14 protein-coding genes, 1 rRNA gene and 1 pseudogene are annotated in these 16,633 nt (G+C 60.5%); 9 read left to right on the top strand and 7 right to left on the bottom strand.

The window, feature by feature from the left end; all coding sequences use genetic code 11:
- Positions 1–146: 146 nt before the first annotated feature.
- The 4 genes from rrf (at position 147) to BLO97_RS12870 (ending at position 3,976) form a co-directional block, all read left to right on the top strand.
- Positions 147–262 (top strand): 5S ribosomal RNA (gene rrf / locus BLO97_RS12885).
- A 148-nt stretch (positions 263–410) separates the two neighbouring features.
- A complete protein-coding gene (locus BLO97_RS12880; RefSeq protein ID WP_092223821.1) occupies positions 411–1,070 on the top strand; it encodes a paraquat-inducible protein A in 660 nt (219 codons plus the stop codon).
- A complete protein-coding gene (locus tag BLO97_RS12875) occupies positions 1,057–1,680 on the top strand; it encodes a paraquat-inducible protein A (protein WP_063324362.1) in 624 nt (207 codons plus the stop codon). The genes BLO97_RS12880 and BLO97_RS12875 overlap by 14 nt, the downstream gene beginning before the upstream one ends.
- Positions 1,673–3,976 (top strand): PqiB family protein, encoded by a 2,304-nt coding sequence (locus tag BLO97_RS12870; protein ID WP_092149688.1) that lies wholly within the window; start codon positions 1,673–1,675, stop codon positions 3,974–3,976. The genes BLO97_RS12875 and BLO97_RS12870 overlap by 8 nt, the downstream gene beginning before the upstream one ends.
- A 184-nt stretch (positions 3,977–4,160) precedes the next feature.
- Here BLO97_RS12870 and mksF read toward each other — a convergent pair whose 3' ends face one another.
- From mksF to mksB, 3 genes are read right to left on the bottom strand one after another with little or no spacing between them, the layout of a single operon-like run.
- Positions 4,161–7,001: an Mks condensin complex protein MksF gene (gene mksF, locus BLO97_RS12865; protein WP_092223819.1), complete on the bottom strand. Its 2,841-nt coding sequence runs from the start codon at positions 6,999–7,001 to the stop codon at positions 4,161–4,163.
- Positions 6,998–7,699, bottom strand: coding sequence for an Mks condensin complex protein MksE (mksE, locus tag BLO97_RS12860; protein WP_063324364.1), 702 nt, complete (start codon positions 7,697–7,699; stop codon positions 6,998–7,000). Before mksE ends, mksF begins: the two co-directional genes overlap by 4 nt.
- Positions 7,689–8,969, bottom strand: a complete 1,281-nt coding sequence (gene mksB, locus BLO97_RS12855) for an Mks condensin complex protein MksB (RefSeq protein ID WP_063325220.1) — start codon at positions 8,967–8,969, stop codon at positions 7,689–7,691. The genes mksE and mksB overlap by 11 nt, the downstream gene beginning before the upstream one ends.
- 181 nt (positions 8,970–9,150) lie before the next feature.
- Between mksB and BLO97_RS12850 the strand changes: the two genes are divergently transcribed.
- On the top strand, positions 9,151–9,927 hold the full coding sequence (locus tag BLO97_RS12850) for an energy transducer TonB (protein ID WP_092223817.1): 777 nt from the start codon (positions 9,151–9,153) through the stop codon (positions 9,925–9,927).
- Positions 9,920–10,372 (top strand): ribosomal protein S18-alanine N-acetyltransferase, encoded by a 453-nt coding sequence (gene rimI, locus BLO97_RS12845; protein WP_047229376.1) that lies wholly within the window; start codon positions 9,920–9,922, stop codon positions 10,370–10,372. The genes BLO97_RS12850 and rimI overlap by 8 nt, the downstream gene beginning before the upstream one ends.
- Positions 10,373–10,481: 109 nt before the next feature.
- On the opposite strand, the gene BLO97_RS12840 is transcribed toward rimI, so the two are convergent.
- Positions 10,482–10,886: a serine kinase/phosphatase gene (locus BLO97_RS12840; protein ID WP_092223815.1), complete on the bottom strand. Its 405-nt coding sequence runs from the start codon at positions 10,884–10,886 to the stop codon at positions 10,482–10,484.
- Positions 10,887–11,018: 132 nt separating this feature from the next.
- Between BLO97_RS12840 and can the strand changes: the two genes are divergently transcribed.
- Positions 11,019–11,663: a carbonate dehydratase gene (gene can, locus BLO97_RS12835; RefSeq protein WP_058546018.1), complete on the top strand. Its 645-nt coding sequence runs from the start codon at positions 11,019–11,021 to the stop codon at positions 11,661–11,663.
- Between the two features lie 10 nt (positions 11,664–11,673).
- On the opposite strand, the gene BLO97_RS12830 is transcribed toward can, so the two are convergent.
- The 3 genes from BLO97_RS12830 to BLO97_RS12820 form a co-directional block, all read right to left on the bottom strand.
- A complete protein-coding gene (locus tag BLO97_RS12830; protein WP_072344566.1) occupies positions 11,674–12,201 on the bottom strand; it encodes an SET domain-containing protein in 528 nt (175 codons plus the stop codon).
- Between the two features lie 179 nt (positions 12,202–12,380).
- Complete coding sequence (locus tag BLO97_RS12825) at positions 12,381–13,541, bottom strand: hypothetical protein (RefSeq protein WP_092346090.1); 1,161 nt, start codon at positions 13,539–13,541, stop codon at positions 12,381–12,383.
- A 112-nt stretch (positions 13,542–13,653) separates the two neighbouring features.
- Entirely contained in the window at positions 13,654–15,072 is a 1,419-nt protein-coding gene (locus tag BLO97_RS12820) for a short-chain fatty acid transporter (protein ID WP_092149685.1), read from the bottom strand.
- A 172-nt stretch (positions 15,073–15,244) separates the two neighbouring features.
- On the opposite strand from BLO97_RS12820, the pseudogene BLO97_RS32280 reads away from it, so the two are divergent.
- Positions 15,245–16,066: pseudogene (locus BLO97_RS32280) on the top strand (PAS domain-containing protein); the annotation flags it as partial.
- Between the two features lie 108 nt (positions 16,067–16,174).
- Positions 16,175–16,606 (top strand): methyl-accepting chemotaxis protein, encoded by a 432-nt coding sequence (locus tag BLO97_RS32275; RefSeq protein ID WP_370873836.1) that lies wholly within the window; start codon positions 16,175–16,177, stop codon positions 16,604–16,606.
- Positions 16,607–16,633: the final 27 nt, after the last annotated feature.

Genomic DNA, 16,633 nt, shown 5'->3' with positions numbered 1-16,633 from the left:
CTCCAAGCCGAAGGCGAAAGAGACCAGATTGCGGTGTGTGAAGACGAAACGAACCGAAAGTTCGAGAGACTCGACAGCAGCACACAAACTATCGCATACCCATTCGCTGGAACGTGACCGCAAGGCACGCGCTGGCTACCGAATTTCTTGACGACCATAGAGCATTGGAACCACCTGATCCCATCCCGAACTCAGAAGTGAAACGATGCATCGCCGATGGTAGTGTGGGGTTTCCCCATGTGAGAGTAGGTCATCGTCAAGATTAAATTCCGAAACCCCTATCTGCTGATGCAGGTAGGGGTTTTGTTTTGCCCATCATAAAAGTCTGCGAACGCTCGTAATAAATTTGCACAGTTATTTTCGAGCTGGAGCACTAGAATAGTCCCACCTTAGCTGAGCCTGAGCTGTTTATGCCCGATCCGTCAGACACTGATAGGTTGCCAGATCTTCCTCTGGGCGATTTGGTTGCGTGTCATGAGTGCGACTTGTTGATGCGCAAGCCCCAACTGGCCCATGGCGAAAAAGCCGAGTGCCCCCGCTGCGGTTATGAACTTTATGCTCACCGGCACAATGTAGTCGAACGCAGTCTTGCGTTGGTGATCGCCGCCCTGCTGTTATATGTGCCGGCCAACTTCTTACCCATCATGGAGCTCAATCTGCTTGGGCAGTCCTCCCAGGACACCGTTTGGAGTGGGGTGGTCGGTCTGTTTGATACCGGCATGCAAGGCATCGCGGCAGTGGTGTTCCTGTGCAGCATGGGCATTCCGCTGCTCAAGTTGCTCTGTCAGTTGGTGGTGCTGTTGTCCATTCGCTTGGACTTTGGCCGTAGTTACGGTTTGTTGCTGTATCGCATTTATCACCATCTACGAGACTGGGGGATGCTTGAGGTCTACCTCATGGGCGTGTTGGTGGCCATCGTCAAGTTGGCAGACATGGCGGCCATCACTGTAGGCCTTGGCCTGGTGTGCTTCATCAGTTTGTTGCTGGTCCAGGTCTGGCTGGAGGTGGTGATGTCACCCCATCAGATCTGGCAGGCGTTATCAGGAGAAGATGCCCATGCGGGCGATTGATGCAGGGATTCTGATCTGTACGGAGTGCCACGAGTTGAATCGGCAGGATGCTGAGGTCGACAACCAAACCTGTACTCGCTGCGGCGCGCTGGTTCACCCCCGTCGCCCGAACAGCTTGATGCGGACCTGGGCGTTGTTGATCACGGCCGCGATTCTTTATATTCCGGCCAACATGTTGCCGATCATGACTATCAACTCGCTGGGCCAGGGCGCCCCGAGCACCATCATGGCTGGCGTCATCGAGCTGGTTCAACACGGCATGATTCCTATTGCCGCCGTGGTGTTCATCGCCAGCATCGTTGTACCCACTTTCAAACTGGTGGGCATCGCCTTGTTGTTGTTTTCCGTGCAGCGGCATCAGCCTATGTCGGCGCAGCAACGCATCCTTATGTACCGTTTCATCGAGTTCATTGGCCGCTGGTCGATGCTGGATATTTTCGTGATCGCCATTTTGGTGGCCGTGGTGAATTTCGGACGGCTCGCCAGTGTTGAAGCCGGTCTCGGCGCGATCGCTTTCGCCAGCGTAGTGATTTTGACAATGATTGCCGCAGTAACCTTCGATCCCCGACTGATTTGGGATAACACGGAGTCGGATGACGACCATGACTGATTTGCCTACCGCTAAAACTCGACCGGCTTCGAACTGGTCGGCCATCTGGGTCCTGCCGTTGATTGCCTTGATCATCGGCGGCTGGCTTGGCTGGCGGGCTTATAACGAAACCGGAATCGAGATCAACGTGCGCTTTGAGAGCGGAGAGGGCATTCAGGTCAACAAAACCGAAGTCGTTTACAAAGGGATGACGGTCGGCAAAGTGACGGCCCTTACCCTCGATGATGAAGGCAACTCCAAGGGAGTGGTCGCGACCATCGAGATGAACAAGGACGTCGAGCAATACCTCAAGACCGGAACACGTTTCTGGCTGGTCAAGCCGAGCGTGAGCCTGGCCGGGATCACGGGTCTGGAAACCCTGGTATCGGGTAACTATGTGGCTATCAGCCCAGGTGAAGGGGAGTCGACCCGTAAGTTCAAGGCCCTGGCCGAAGAGCCGCCGCTGTCGGACGCCAAGCCGGGTTTACACCTGACCCTCAAGGCTGATCGGCTGGGTTCGCTGAACCGTGGCAGCCCGGTGTTCTACAAACAGATTCAGGTCGGTCAGGTGAAGAGTTACCTGCTGTCCGAGGATCAGAGCAAGGTCGAGATCAAAATCTTCATCGAGCCGACCTATGCCAGCCTGGTGCGCAAACACACGCGTTTCTGGAACGCCAGTGGCATCAGCATCGATGCCAACCTCTCGGGCGTCAAAGTGCGCAGCGAGTCCCTGGCCAGCATCGTGGCCGGAGGGATTGCCTTCGCCACGCCGGAAAGCCGCAAGGACAGCCCGCCGACGGACCCAAGCCTGCCGTTCCGTCTTTACGAAGACTTTGACGCCGCTGCGGCGGGCATTCGAGTGAAAGTCAAACTCAGCGATTTCGAAGGGTTGCAGGCCGGTCGTACGCCGGTCATGTACAAAGGTATCCAGGTCGGCAGCCTGAAGAACCTCAAGGTCGATTCGGACCTGGCCAGCGCCACGGCTGAATTGACCCTGGACCCCTTGGCCGAAGATTACCTGGTAACCGGCACGCAGTTCTGGGTCGTCAAGCCATCCATCTCCCTGGCGGGTATCACCGGCCTGGAAGCCTTGGTCAAGGGCAATTACATTGCCGTGCGTCCGGGTGACAAGGGCGGCGCGCCGCAACGCGAGTTCGAAGCTCGGGCAAAAGCTCCACCGCTGGACTTGCGTTCCCCGGGGCTGCATTTGGTCCTGCTGACCGAAAACCTCGGATCGCTGGAGGTCGGCAGTCCGATCCTCTACAAGCAGGTCAAGGTCGGGTCGGTGCAGAGCTATCAGTTCTCCCGCAAGAAGAAACAACTGATCATCGGTGTGCACATCGAGAAGGAGTACGAAGGGCTGGTCAACGGCTCGACCCGGTTCTGGAACGCCAGTGGGATCACCCTCACGGGCGGTTTGACCGGCGGGATCCAGGTCAAGAGCGAGTCCCTGCAAAGCCTGATGGCCGGCGGGATTGCCTTTGAAACGCCGGAACCGAATGTGCCGCTGAAAAGACGTATTCCGCGTTTCCGCCTGTTCGCCGATCACGAAGCCGCACAACAGCGAGGCACTGAGGTCACGATCAAGGTCGATCGCGCCGATGGTTTGCGCAGTGGTACACCGATCCGATTCAAAGGATTGGATGTGGGCAAGGTCGAGGATGTTGATCTCAGTGCCGATATGCAATCGGTGCTGCTCACGGCGCGTATCACCGAAGTGCCCGAGCGCATCGCCCGGGTCGGGTCCCAGTTCTGGGTGGTCAAGCCGGAGTTGGGGTTGATGAAGACCTCCAACCTGGAAACGCTGGTCACCGGCCAATACATTGAAGTGCAGCCTTCGGCGAAAAACCTCGGGCCGCAGAAAAACTTCGTGGCCCTGGCCAACCCACCGCAAAGCGCTGTGCCCGAAGCGGGATTGAGCCTGGTGCTGAGCGCGGCCCGCCGAGGTTCGTTGAAGATCGGCGTACCGGTGACCTACCGCGAGATTACGGTGGGCAAGGTCACGGGTTATGAACTGGGCCAGACCGCGGACCGGGTGTTGATCCATATCCTGATCGAGCCCAAGTACGCGCCGCTGGTGCGCAGCGGCACGCGTTTCTGGAATAGCAGTGGCTTCGGTCTGGACTTCGGGCTGTTCAAGGGCGCGACGGTGCGAACCGAGTCCCTTGAAACGCTTATCCAGGGTGGCATTGCGTTCGCAACGCCGGATGGCGAACGAATGGGCAATCCGGCTCGACCGGAGCAGACTTTCCCGTTGTTCGATAAGTTTGAAGATGAATGGCTGACCTGGGCGCCAAAGATCAGTCTCGGCAAGTAAGCATAATGGTCGGCAATACCCGTGGCGAGGGAGCTTGCTCCCGCTGGACCGCGTAGCGGTCCTAAAGCCAGCGGCTGCTGCGCAGCCGAGCGGGAGCAAGCTCCCTCGCCACAGATTATGCATTAACCATGAAAAAGGCCGCGATCCATTAGATCGCGGCCTTTTTCATGCCCGGCTACTCACCTCACACCGGATCCAGCTCCGGCTCGTCGGCCTGGACATTCACCGTGGCCTTCACCGCATCGTGACGACGGATGTATTTCCAATCCGCTTCGTCTATGTAGATGCCGTTCGGCCCGCTGCCGCCTTCCAAGTCGATGGCGACACTGGCGCAGACTTGCGGCTTCACACTGGCGAGGATCGGCACGAAGCCCAGTTGCAGACTGGTTTCCAGCAGTGCCGCCTGGTTCTTCTCGTCGATGTCCGCCGCTTCGTCGAGGTAGTACGGCAGGCGCACGCGGCCGGCCTGTTCGCGGTCCATCAGGTGCAGCAACAAGTACATGTTGGTCAGCGCCTTGATGGTCATGGTAGTGCCGTTGGACGCCGCGCCGTCGATGTCGGTGTGGATCACGGGCTGACCATTGACCTTGGTGATCTCGAACGCGAGTTCGAACAGGTCCTTGAGGCCGAGCTGGTTGTGGTTCGCCGCCACCAGCCGCGCCAGGTACTCCTTGGCTTCTTCGTTCTTGTTGTCCTGCTCGGCGCTCTGGCTGAGGTCGAACACCGACAGCGTCTCGCCTTCCTCGTACTGGCCGGCACTGTGGATGATCTGGTCGATGTGCTTGAGCGCTTCCTTGTTCGGCGCCAGGACGATGCGGAAGCTCTGCAGGTTGGACACCTGGCGCTTGTTGATTTCGCGGTTGAACAACGCCAGTTGGTGCTCGAGGCTGTCGTAGTCGCTGCGGATGTTGCGCAGGGTCCGGGCGATGTCGGTCACCGCCGCACGGCGCGCCTTGCCCAGGGTCAGGGCTTCGTCGGTGCGGTGGGCATAGGCGTTGATCAGCAGTTGCAGGCGTCGCTCCATGTCGTCTTCGCTGTCGAACTTGGCCACGCCCTTGAGGCGCACCTGGGCATAGAGCGCTTCGATCTGGCCGTCGACCCGCAGCAGCCCTTGCCAGCTGTCCTGGTAGTCATTGAGCAGCGGCAGCAGGTTGTCCATGGAATCGTCGACCGGGTCCATGAACGGCGTGCCGAACGGCAGGTCCGCCGGCAGCAGTTGGCGGCGGCGCAGGGCGTCGTCGAGGGTGCGTTGCTTGGCTTCCATGTCGGCGATCTGCCGGCCCACCAACTGCAACTTGGCGGACAACTGCTGGACGCGCTCGGTGAAGGCATCGCTGGAGCGCTTGAGTTCGTCCTGGGCGGCTTCCATTTGCGCCAGCTGTTCGAGCTTCTCGCTTTCCTCGGCGCTCAAGGTCTGGGTACGGCGGAAGTCTTCCAGGGCTTTTTGCGCATCCAGGACCTGCTGGTACAGCGCTTCGGTCTGGGTCTTGCTCGCGGCGCGGTCGGCGGCCACGGCTTGCTGGGTCTTGAGCTGCTTGAGTTCTTTTTCCAGGCGTTCTTTCTGGTCGCGCAAGGCTGCACGGTCGGCCAGGGCTTGCAGGGCAGGTGGCTCGATGTGGGACAGGTCGATGGACAGGCCTGGCACTTCGAAGCGTTCACCCTTGAAGCCGTCGAGGATCAGCTCCATGGATTTGACCCACTCGCCATTCTCGTCCAGCGCGATGCCGTGTTCGCCCAATGGCAGGCTGAACAGGGCGCTGTTGAACAGGCGCATCAGGCGTTCGACGTCCTGCTGCGAGAACTCTTCCCGCAGGCGGGCGTAGCTGTTGTTGTCGGCGTGATCGAGTTGCTGCTTGACCGACTTCAGGCGTTTTTCCAGATCCCGCAGACGCTCTTCCAAGTCTTCGGCGCTGAATTGCCGGGACTGGGCCAGGGCGCCGGCCAGTTCGTCGTGGGCGTCCTTGGCGGCGAGCAGTTGCTGCTCCAGGACCTTGACGTCATCCACCAGGGCAAACCGATGCTTGAGCACCGACAACTCGCCGAGCCAGCGCTGGATGCCGCTGATTTCCCGTTCCAGGCGCATCAGTTCCTGAGTGCTGCCGCGCTGGTCGTTCTGCAGCGAATCCTGTTCGTTGCGGTAGTGTTCGGCCTGGATGGTCAGCTCTTCCTTGCGCGCACTGGCGTAGTCCGACCAGGTGCCGAGCAACGAGTCGAGCAATGGCGATAGGCGATGCAGTTTGCCGCGCAGAATGTCGCGCTGCTTCACGCCATTGGCCAGGGCTTCCACCAACGGGCCGGCGGCGACCAGGGAGTTGTAGTCCTGCTCCATGCGTCGTACGTCGCGGAAGGCTTCTTCGCACGCGGCGATGTAGTCCACGCTTCCGGAGCGCAGGCTGTGCTCGAACGCGTCGAGGAACAGTTGCTTGAGCTTGGCCGCAGTGATTTCGCGCATGTGCAGCAGGTTGATGAACAGCGCGCGGAAGGTCTTGAGGCTTTGCTCGCTGGTGGAGCGCAGCGGGATCAGCGTCAGGTCCAGCGGAATGGACGTATGACCGCCTACCAACAGCCGCCGCAGCTCATCCGGCTTGAGTTCGTAGGCTTTGAGGCCTTCGCGCTCCAGGTTGGTGAATAACTCTTTCTGACGCAGACAGGTGTCATTTTTCTGATAGTGGGCCAAGTCCAGCTTGCCGGCATAGGCAAAGAACTGATGACCGAAACCGCCGCCAGGGCCGCGACCGACCACGCCAATCACGTGCGGGCCGTGGGGCAGGGCGACTTCCACCAGGATGTAGCTGGTGTCCGAGGCAAAGTAGAAACGCCGGGACTGTTCCAGGCTGTACTTGCCGAAGCTCATGTCCGACATGCGCGCCAGGATCGGGAACTGCAACGCGTTGATCGAGGCGGATTTACCGAGGTTGTTCGCGCCATAGACCGACAGCGGTTCTTCCAGCGGGAACAAACCGAGGCTGTAGCCGGCGGTGTTCAAAAGGGCAAAGCGGCGGATGCCGTAGCGTTCCTTGCTCATGCGTCGGTCTCCTGTTCTTCGGCAATGGCACGGGCCAGTGCGTCTTCTTCGCTTTCACCTTCGAATTCGCTGAGGTCCAGCGGATCATCGGTCTGTAGCAGTTTCTCGTCGCTGTCTTCGTCGATCAGCACCGGCGCGGGCAGCGGCAGCACACTGTGCAGGCTGGCGGCCAGGTCGCGGTCCTGCTGGACCGACAGGCACACGTCGAGGAAACGATGCATCGGCGGCAGGAAGCGGTACACGCCGTTGTCTTCGCTGGCGAAACCCAGTTGGGTCATGCGCCGCATGATTTTCTCTTCCAGTTCTTCCTGGGTCTGGACTTCGGCCTGGATGAACAGGTCGCGGTACTTTTCCAGCAGCGAAGGCAGCTCATCGCGGCCCAGGCTGCCGCCGTCGAGCACGGCAATCGGGTCGCGGCCCTGGTCGGCCAGGTGCTCGACCAGGATAAAGGTGAACAGGGCCAGGCGCTGGGCGGTCTTGTTCACCGCCGCGGCGGCCAGGTCCGGCACGAAGTAATAGAAGCCACGGGTGTCGCACACCAGTTCGAAGCCCAAGGCCTTGAACAGCGTGCGGTACTGGTCCTGGAAGTTCGACAGTTGCGCGTACAGCTCCGGGTCGCGGCGGCTGACGTGGTAACCCTTGAACAGCTCGCGAAAGATCGGCGCCAGCTGGGACAGTTCGGATAGATCAAGATGCATGGGGGATGCTCGCAGAATCCTCGGCGGCGGTGTCGCCGGCCGAGAGCAGGGCGAAGGAGCGCAGGCTGACCTGATGCTCGTGAGTGTGATAGTCGCGGCGTTCCAGACGCTCGCGCTTGAAGCGTTTTTCCCGCGACAGGCGCGAGAACCAGTACAGCAATTCGTCGGTGGCGCCGTCCGGTTCCTGTTCCAGCAGCCAGGTCATCAGGTCCGGCATCGGCAGGGCGTCTTCGCAACGCTCGACCATCTCGCGCACGGTGCGTGGTGCGCGCGGCGCCTCGCCGCCCTTGTGGGTCTTGTGGGACTTGGGGAAACGCGCCGGTTTCGGTTCGAAACGGGCCAGGGCATAGACGTAGGCTTCGACCTGGCTGGCGCTGCCCAGGAAGGTGCTTTGCGGCCGGGTAAACAGCGGCATGGCGGCCTGCGGCACGGCGTCGATGCCTTTGCGACGAATGGCGGCCAGGGCCAACGCGGCGCCACGGGTCACCGCGTTATGGCGGCGGGCCTCTTCGCGCAGTGGCAGGAGCAGTTCACGGGCATGGCGTAGGGTCAACTGGGCGCTGGTCTGCATTTCAAGAATGCGCGCGTGGGTGCGCAGCAGCATGTCGTCGTCCACCAGGTGGCCGAGGCGTTGCTGTTCGGTGAGCATGCGCAACAGCACGTTCTCGACCTTGCGCACGCCTTGCTCGAAGGCGCCGTCGGCGTTCACCAGTTGGATCATCGGTTCGACGTATTCGTCCCAGGTCGCCAGCACTTCGGCATAACGCTGGCGCAGCGGGATCTGCCGGTCGCTGGTCTTGGCCCGCTCGGCCACGGCCACCAGGGCCTGTTCGTCGTTGGCGAGTTTCTTGAGCACGTCGCGCACGCGCATGTCCAGCAGGCGCAGTTGGCGGGCCAGGTCGTTGCCGTCGCGAATGTCGAAGGCGTCCTGGATATAGCCGGCCAGGCGCTCGAGGTGGCGCAGGTAGGCTTCGATCTCCAGGCACAGGCCCAGGCGGTGTTCGCGGCGCAGGTAGGCGAGAAAATCATGGATCTGGGCGTTGAGCTCGAAGCGGTTCGGGCTTTTCGCCACCGGTACGAGAATGTCCAGGCGGATCCACACATCCAGCAGGCTGGTGATGTCCTGGGGCGTGCTGTCCAGTTGTTGGGCGGCCAGCTGTGAACGCAATTCGTTGAGGCTCAGGGTGCCCTGGTCGAAGTGCTCGCACAAAGGTTCCAGCAATGCCCAGTGTTCAGCGAGGGCGCGCAAGACGCGCTTGGGTTCGATCATCGCAATGGCCGTCGGGTTGGCAATTAAAAGCGGCGATTGTACTGCATCGGGCCGGTTGCGATTCACCCCTTGGACGGACTGTCGTTTGCTATCGATCAACTATTGGCTCAACAGGGAAGCGATCCGCCTCGAAGGGCGGTAGAATCCCTCCCACTTTCAGTTATCCACAAGTGGCCGACCCTTGCTTATCGAGTCCCGCCGCCGCGCCTATCTGACCGCCATGCAGGTGGTCAACTGGCTGCCGCGTACCGAATTGCCGTTCGCCGCCCCGTCGCGGCCCGAGCTGTTGGAAGCGCCCGAACCGGTAGAGAGCGTGCCGGTCGTGACGGCGCCCGTGGCCAAGACCGTGGCCGAACCGGTGGCCGAGCGGCCGAAAGTCGAGGTGCCACGCCCGAGCCTGGCCTCGACCCGTACCAACGCCAAGCCGGTGGAGGAGGCCGATGAAAAGCCGGCCCCGGTCAAGGCGCCCTATGTCGCACCGCCGCGTTTCGCCCTTCAGTTGTTGCGGGCGGGACGTTGCCTGCTGTTGGTGGAGTTGCCCACGGGCGAGCCGTTCCAAAGCCGCGATCCAGCCTACTTGCTGCTCAAGGACATGCTGCGCGCCGCCGGTCTGCCGGATAGCCCGCAGATCATTGGCGAGCCGGTGCGCTGGCCGCTGTTGTCGCGCGGCACCATGGACCAGGGGCCCGAAGCGGCGCGGGATTTCGTCCAGGGCTTCGTTTCAGCGCGGCTAGAAGACGAGCCCTGCGTGTGCCTGTGGCTGATCGGCCTACCGGCGGTGAAGTTTGCCGGCGAGGCGGATGCCGAAGCGTTCAATCGCGAACTGCAGGTCGAAGGCCTGGGCTCGGCCTGGGCGTTGCCCGGGTTGGAACTGTTAATGGAAACGCCACAGCGCAAGGCTGATGTCTGGCAAGCCATGCGCCGGCTGATGGCGCGCTGGAAAGAATCGAATGAGTGACGCTGTATCGTTCCGCCCGATGACCGAGGCGGACCTCGACGCTGTGCTGAAAATCGAATACGCCGCCTACAGCCACCCGTGGACCCGCGGGATCTTTCTCGACGGGCTGGGCAAATACCAGATCTGGCTGATGTTCGAAGGCCAGCAGCAAGTGGGCCATGGCGTGGTGCAGATCATCCTGGATGAGGCGCACCTGCTCAATATCACCGTCAAACCGGAAAACCAGGGCCGTGGCCTGGGTTTGCGCCTGTTGGAGCACTTGATGTCGATTGCCTACAAGGCCGAGGCCCGAGAGTGCTTCCTGGAAGTGCGAGACAGCAACCGCACGGCGTTCCGGCTGTATGAGCGCTATGGCTTCAATGAAGTGGGCCGGCGCCGGGATTACTACCCGGCGGTGGGCGGGCGTGAGGATGCGGTGGTCATGGCCTGCACGTTGGTGGACTGAAGCACCGCGACCCCATGTGGGAGCGAGCTTGCTCGCGAAGACGGCGGTACATTCGACATCGATGCAAACTGATCTACCGCTATCGCGAGCAAGCTTCCACAGGGTCGGGTCAACGCTTGCCATCCAGAGGATCGATATCGGCCATTTCCGCCTCGTCCAGCCCGTCGCCCCCGCCAATATCATTTTCACCCACCACGCTCAGGTCCCAGTCCGCCTGTTCGTCGTCTCCGGTCTCGTGGGCGTCCCGGGCGCCGTCTTCGCGAATGAGCGTTTCCGGGCTCATGTCGTCGTCGGTCGGTTGGTGATCGTCCGTCGAAGCCCCCGTCAGGCCGGCTTCACGAACGCGCTCACGCGGCATCAGTTGTTCGCGCTCGTTGTCCGGCAGTTCATCGCCGATTTTCGCGCTGGGTTCTTCTTCGTCGAATTCCAGTTCATGCATCGAGCCCATGCGATCTTCATTGTCGTCGATGGGTTCCGGTTGCACCGCATCGAAAGGGCGTCGTGAATCATTCATGGCAATTCCTCATACTGTGGGCCTTACTGGTGTCGACCGGCAGCGCATCCAGGAATTCCAATGCATCGCCGACGTGACCTTGACCGACGGTCGTTTGTCATAGTTGCGCACTCTCAATCGAGGCTAGACAGCATGAACGAATTACAAGATCTGATTGATAACAACGCGCGTTGGGCCGATGCGATCAAGCAGGAAGATCCTGACTTCTTCTCCAAGCTGGCTCGTCAGCAAACCCCGGAGTACCTGTGGATTGGCTGTTCCGATGCGCGGGTGCCGGCCAACGAGATCGTTGGCATGCTGCCGGGCGATCTGTTCGTACACCGCAATGTGGCCAACGTAGTGTTGCACACGGACCTCAACTGCCTGTCGGTGATCCAGTACGCGGTGGACGTGCTCAAGGTCAAACACATCCTGGTCACCGGCCATTATGGCTGTGGCGGTGTGCGTGCCTCGATGCAGGACCGGCAACTGGGCCTGATCGACGGCTGGCTGCGTTCGATTCGCGACCTGTACTACGAGCATCGCGAGGCCTTGGGCCAATTGCCGACCGAGGAGGAACGTGTCGACCGCTTGTGCGAGCTGAACGTGATCCAGCAGGTGGCCAACGTCGGCCATACCAGCATCGTGCAGAACGCCTGGCACCGCGGGCAGAAACTGTCGATCCATGGCTGCATCTACGGCATCAAGGACGGACGCTGGAAGAGCCTGGACACCACGATCAGCGGTTTCGAACAGCTGCCGCCGCAGTATCGGCTGCGGCCGGTCGGCGCGCCCTGAGTCCGGTTCGTCAGTCGCGGTGACATTGACGGCGCCAGTGCCGTAGAAACTTCATTCCCTGTTCATTGGGCGGTTCGTCATAGCCGGTAATCCAGCCATGACAGTTGTACGAACCGCACCGGCAGGCGAACTGTCGATACAGTTTCTGTTCGGTACTGGCGTAGTCCATCGTCAGGCAGTCGCCTTCATCGATACGGGCCAGTGACCACAACCACAGTTCGCTCATGTCGAGGAACACATTCGGGTTGCAGGAATGCAGCAGCAATCCGGCGAAGCGTGGGTCATACATGTGCACGTCCGGCAGGATCTGCAACGTGTGCAGGCGCCGTCGGCTCACCAACAGCCCCGAAACCCTGCACATCCTTGTCATGGGAGCGAATGGTTTACGGGCGATGATGCCGTTGCCGCGGCCGTCGGTCGTGTGATGCACTTCGAAGTCGTGCACCGAGGGGTAGCCCAAGCGGGTGCTGAGTTGTTTTTCCGGGTAGATGCAATCCCGGTGCTGTGAACAGGCGCTATCTGTGATGAACGTGGTCATGACAGTCCTTGTCGGTGCTAAACACTCGACTTGCTGGCGCTGGCGATCCTGCCGGCGGTCGTTGAAAAAACCTTGATAGCTTCGCCCAAGTCGGGGGCGTCATCTACTGTCGACTCTGACAGGTGCCAAAGGCGCTTTCCCGCGTCAGCGCCAGCCTACGCGGGAAAACGCCTCAAGGTTTAGACCGCCTCGGCTGGCAGCGGCATGGGTACCTTCAGTTGCGGAAGTTGCGACTTGATCGCAGGTGTTTCGCATTTTTTCGCTGCGTCTTCCTCGCTCAGTTTCCGAACCGAGGTGTAGAACAACTCGCAGGTTTTCTCCTTCTGCGTGACCTGCCAGGTCTGCGTGCACTGGTTCAGCAGGGTGTTCGGGTCGGTGCCCGGCTTGCTGCCCATGCCGGCCTGCCAGCATGCAGCACTCAGGTCCTGGCCCATGACTTTCAGGCCGGCGGCATCAGCCTTGGCTTCGTCTCCATCGTAGTTGTCCTTGTCGGCGGCGTACCAGATGTAGCTCGGATGGTTGGAGCCCAGGACCGGAACCTTGACCCCGCTACCGGTTGTGATGGTCGCCAAGCTGAGCACATTCACGGTCTGGCCGTACTGAGCCTTGATCCAGTTCCGAACGGGCGCTCCGAAGGCGACCATCGGCAATGCGGCGCCGCTGGCGGTTTGGGTGACCTGTGTGACCATGGTGGTTTGGTAATCGTTGAAGTAGCTATAGAGCCCCTCCAATGTGCTGCCAGCATTGGACGGCGCTGCGATGGGCGCAATGTCGATGATGGTCTGGTAGGCCGGCGTCTGTTCAACCGCAATGCCGTTGACGGTCAGCAGTGTGGCCCAACGATCGGTGGTCGCCGACTCCAGGTAGTCCTGGGCCTGGGTCAGGGAGTAATCCGGCGGGAAGTGCAGCAACTCGACACTCTTGCGGTTTTCCAGGGCCATGCCCAGCGGCAGGAACAGGTACCAGTTATAGGACCATTTCTTGTCGCTGTTGAGTTTGGATGCGCCGTTGTACGCCAGGTCCCCGGCGTCAAGCAGGGCCTTGAGCGGTTGGCCGTAGCTCTTCGGTACGCCACTGATGCTGGCATAGACCTTGTCATTATCGATTTTGACGTGGACCTTGGCCGTGCCGTAGCCGTCGCGCTGCACGCTTTGGGTCAGGTAGTGCTCGACGGTCTGCTCCAGGGTCCAGTCGCGAAAGCAGATGACGTTGCAGTTGTTGGGGTAGGCGAAGAGTCGAGTGACGCGTTCGGTGCTGCCCAGTTGTACGTCAATGTCGGTAGCGTGGGCGGCGGCACTGAAGGCCAGGGCGGCAAAAGAAAGTACGGCGAGTTTGGACATGCTCAGATCCTTTTCAGCGTGTGGGCCCCTCAAAACAGGGCGCATCCATACTGAAACAGACCGGGCCGAAGAAGAAGTGGGCCGATGGAAATATCGGCCCTTTTTTATGGCTTTATGGCATCACTGGCGGCAAATAACTCAATGTCGTCCCCAGCGCCCATAGCAGCACCAGCACCAACGGCGTATGCACCAGCAACTGGACGAAGGAAAAACCGATCAGGTCCCTGGCCTTCAGCCCCAAGACCCCGAGCAACGGCAGCATGTAGAAGGGGTTGATAAGGTTCGGCAGCGCTTCGGCGGCGTTATAGATCTGCACCGCCCAGCCCAGGTGATAGTTCAGGTCGTTGGCCACCTGCATGACGTAAGGCGCTTCAATGATCCACTTGCCGCCGCCAGAAGGAATGAAAAAGCCCAGTACCGCCGAATAGACACCCATCAACAGGGCGTAGGTGTCATGGGAGGCAATTTGTACGAAAAAGGTCGAGATGTGGTGGGCCAGGGTCTGGGCATCGCTGCCTTTGACCGTGGTCAGCAACGCGGCGATCGAGCCGTACAATGGAAACTGGATCAACACGCCGGTGGTCGTCGGCACTGCACGGGCCACGGCGTCGAGAAAGCTGCGCGGCCGCCAGTGCAGCAAGGCGCCCAGCATGATGAACAGGAAGTTATAGGTGTTGAGCCCGGAAATGGCACTGATCGCAGGCTTGGTCGAAAACTCGTGGAACAGCCAGCCGGCCGCCAGCAGCACCAGGGCGATGATCAACAGTGGACTGTGTTCCAGCCATTCCCCTGGGCGGGTACGGGGCTGCAGCGCCGGCATGCTGAAACTGGGGTCGATACCACAAGCGGCGGCGTCACGGGCACTGTTCGGCCCGGGAGCGGTGGCGTAGGCGACGATCAGGGAAATCACGATCAGCGCCAGCAACATGACCCCGGACTGCCAGAGAAAAATGGTCTGGGTAAAGGGAATGACGCCAGTAATCGACAGGATCGAAGGCGGGAGGCTGGCCGGGTTGGCCTGCAATTGCGCTGCCGAAGAAGACAAGCCCAGGGCCCACACTGCGCCCAGGCCCAGGTAAGCAGCGGCCCCGGCGGCGCGATAGTCCATTTTCAAGTCGGTGCGCCGGGCGAGGGCGCGCACCAGCAAACCGCCAAACACCAACGACAGGCCCCAGTTGAGCAACGACGCGACCATGGAGATCAGCGCCACCCATGCCACGGCGGAGCGACCGTTGGTCGGAAGTCGTGCCAGGCGGTCAATCAATTTGACGGCTGGTGGAGAACTGGCGACCACGTATCCGCCGATCACCACGAAGGCCATTTGCATGGTGAACGGGATCAGGCTCCAGAAGCCGTCGCCGAACGCCATGGCCGCCGCCGTGGGCGTGGCGCCGATAAATTGTGTCGCCACGGCGACCACCAGCACCGCCAGCGCGGCGAAGACCCAGGAGTCGGGAAACCAGCGTTCGGCGAAACTGGAACAGCGCAAGGCGAAGCGGGCGGAACGGCTGTCTTCGATGTCGGTGGTCACGGCAATTACCTCGTTTTTATGGTTATGGGTATTGATGGCGGCAAAGGCTTCAAGGATCAGGCGCAACAGTAGAACAATCCAGTGACCATGGGAGGCTTATCGGGTTCGAGGGTGTCCTGGAATATTTTCACTGCGGGCTCGAGGTGCTCTTTAGAAAAAAAACGCCGGGCCGATGGCAAGGGAACAGCATTCAATTCTCCTGCTGTCGGAGCTGCCCATGTTCAACAACCGCCTGAAGCAGGAGCTACTGGCTCTTCGCCAAGAACTGTCCAGCCTTGCGCAAGTCAAGGAAAGCCTGGATCGCGAAATGCTTGGCCTCACCCTGGACGCCGATGGACGGATTCAATCGGTCAATCAGAATTTTCTCGACGAGATGCGCTACAAGAGCCAGGACTTGATTGGCCGGCCTGTGGATGAGCTGGTCCCTGGGTATTTGAAAACCAATGAGTTCCAGGTTCGCTTCAAGTCGGCGCTGACCTGTGGCGAGCACTTCTCCGGCGCCGTGCGCCTGCTGCGAGGCAATGGCCAGGAAGCCTGGCTGCGTTCGATCCTCCAGCCCGTACGAGGGGCTGACGGGCGGGTCCGCTTTTTTTCGATGTACTCCAATGACCTGACCCGCACCATCGAGGCGTCCCGCGAGCATGAAAACCTCATTGGCGCATTGGTGCGTTCAACGGCGGTGATTGAATTCGATCTGGGCGGTCACGTACTGACGGCCAATGATCGTTTCCTCAACGCCATGGGTTACAGCCTTGCGCAAATCAAGGGCAAGCATCACCGCATGTTTTGTGAACCTGAGGAATACAACGGCGCGGCCTACGAGCAGTTCTGGAAGCGCCTGAACAGTGGTGAATTCGTGGCCGGCCGCTTCAAGCGTATCGACAGCAGTGGTCGTGAGGTCTGGCTGGAAGCCTCCTACAACCCGGTGCTCGATGCCAATGAGCGGCTTTACAAAGTGGTCAAGTTCGCCACCAACATCACCGACCAGGTCAACCAGGAAAAAGCCGTCGCCGAGGCGGCCAACATCGCCTACAGCACCTCGTTGCAGACCGACAACAGCGCCCAGCGCGGCACGACGGTGGTAACCCAGGCCGTGGACGTGATGCGCGACCTGGCCCGGCACATGCAAACCGCTGGCGAAGGCATCGAGGCGCTGAATGAGCAATCCCTGGTGATTGGTACCATCGTCAAGACCATCAGCGGCATCGCCGAACAAACCAACCTGCTGGCGCTCAACGCCGCGATCGAAGCGGCCCGGGCCGGCGAGCAAGGTCGCGGCTTTGCGGTGGTGGCCGATGAAGTGCGACAACTGGCATCGCGTACCAGCCAGGCGACCGATGAAATCGTTGGCGTGGTCCGTCAGAACCAGGACATGGCCCGCAACGCCGTGGCCCTGATGACCGACGGCCAGCACCAGGCCGAACACGGCCTGGCCTTGGCAGCCGAGGCGGGAACGGTGATCGTCGAGATCCAGGACGGGGCGAAGAAAGTGGTCGATGCGGTGAGCCAGTTTGCCAATCAGCTATCTACTTAAGCTTCGACTATTATTGTTTTTTACATA

Origin of the sequence: Pseudomonas sp. NFACC05-1 (genome assembly GCF_900100135.1) — a bacterium.
Taxonomy (GTDB): Bacteria; Pseudomonadota; Gammaproteobacteria; order Pseudomonadales; family Pseudomonadaceae; genus Aquipseudomonas; species Aquipseudomonas fluorescens_Q.
The sequence above is the reverse complement of the archived record's forward strand: the minus strand, read 5'-3'. Positions and strand labels throughout refer to the sequence as shown.

What these genes read in the sequence shown, in the direction of transcription:
- BLO97_RS12880 (WP_092223821.1), top strand. Translation starts at nt 411, where the DNA reads ATGCCCGATCCGTCAGACACTGATAGGTTGCCAGATCTTCCTCTGGGC.
- BLO97_RS12875 (WP_063324362.1), top strand. Translation starts at nt 1,057, where the DNA reads ATGCGGGCGATTGATGCAGGGATTCTGATCTGTACGGAGTGCCACGAG.
- BLO97_RS12870 (WP_092149688.1), top strand. Translation starts at nt 1,673, where the DNA reads ATGACTGATTTGCCTACCGCTAAAACTCGACCGGCTTCGAACTGGTCG.
- mksF (WP_092223819.1), bottom strand. Translation starts at nt 7,001, where the DNA reads ATGAGCAAGGAACGCTACGGCATCCGCCGCTTTGCCCTTTTGAACACC.
- mksE (WP_063324364.1), bottom strand. Translation starts at nt 7,699, where the DNA reads ATGCATCTTGATCTATCCGAACTGTCCCAGCTGGCGCCGATCTTTCGC.
- mksB (WP_063325220.1), bottom strand. Translation starts at nt 8,969, where the DNA reads ATGATCGAACCCAAGCGCGTCTTGCGCGCCCTCGCTGAACACTGGGCA.
- rimI (WP_047229376.1), top strand. Translation starts at nt 9,920, where the DNA reads ATGAGTGACGCTGTATCGTTCCGCCCGATGACCGAGGCGGACCTCGAC.
- BLO97_RS12840 (WP_092223815.1), bottom strand. Translation starts at nt 10,886, where the DNA reads ATGAATGATTCACGACGCCCTTTCGATGCGGTGCAACCGGAACCCATC.
- can (WP_058546018.1), top strand. Translation starts at nt 11,019, where the DNA reads ATGAACGAATTACAAGATCTGATTGATAACAACGCGCGTTGGGCCGAT.
- BLO97_RS12830 (WP_072344566.1), bottom strand. Translation starts at nt 12,201, where the DNA reads ATGACCACGTTCATCACAGATAGCGCCTGTTCACAGCACCGGGATTGC.
- BLO97_RS12825 (WP_092346090.1), bottom strand. Translation starts at nt 13,541, where the DNA reads ATGTCCAAACTCGCCGTACTTTCTTTTGCCGCCCTGGCCTTCAGTGCC.
- BLO97_RS32275 (WP_370873836.1), top strand. Translation starts at nt 16,175, where the DNA reads ATGCGCGACCTGGCCCGGCACATGCAAACCGCTGGCGAAGGCATCGAG.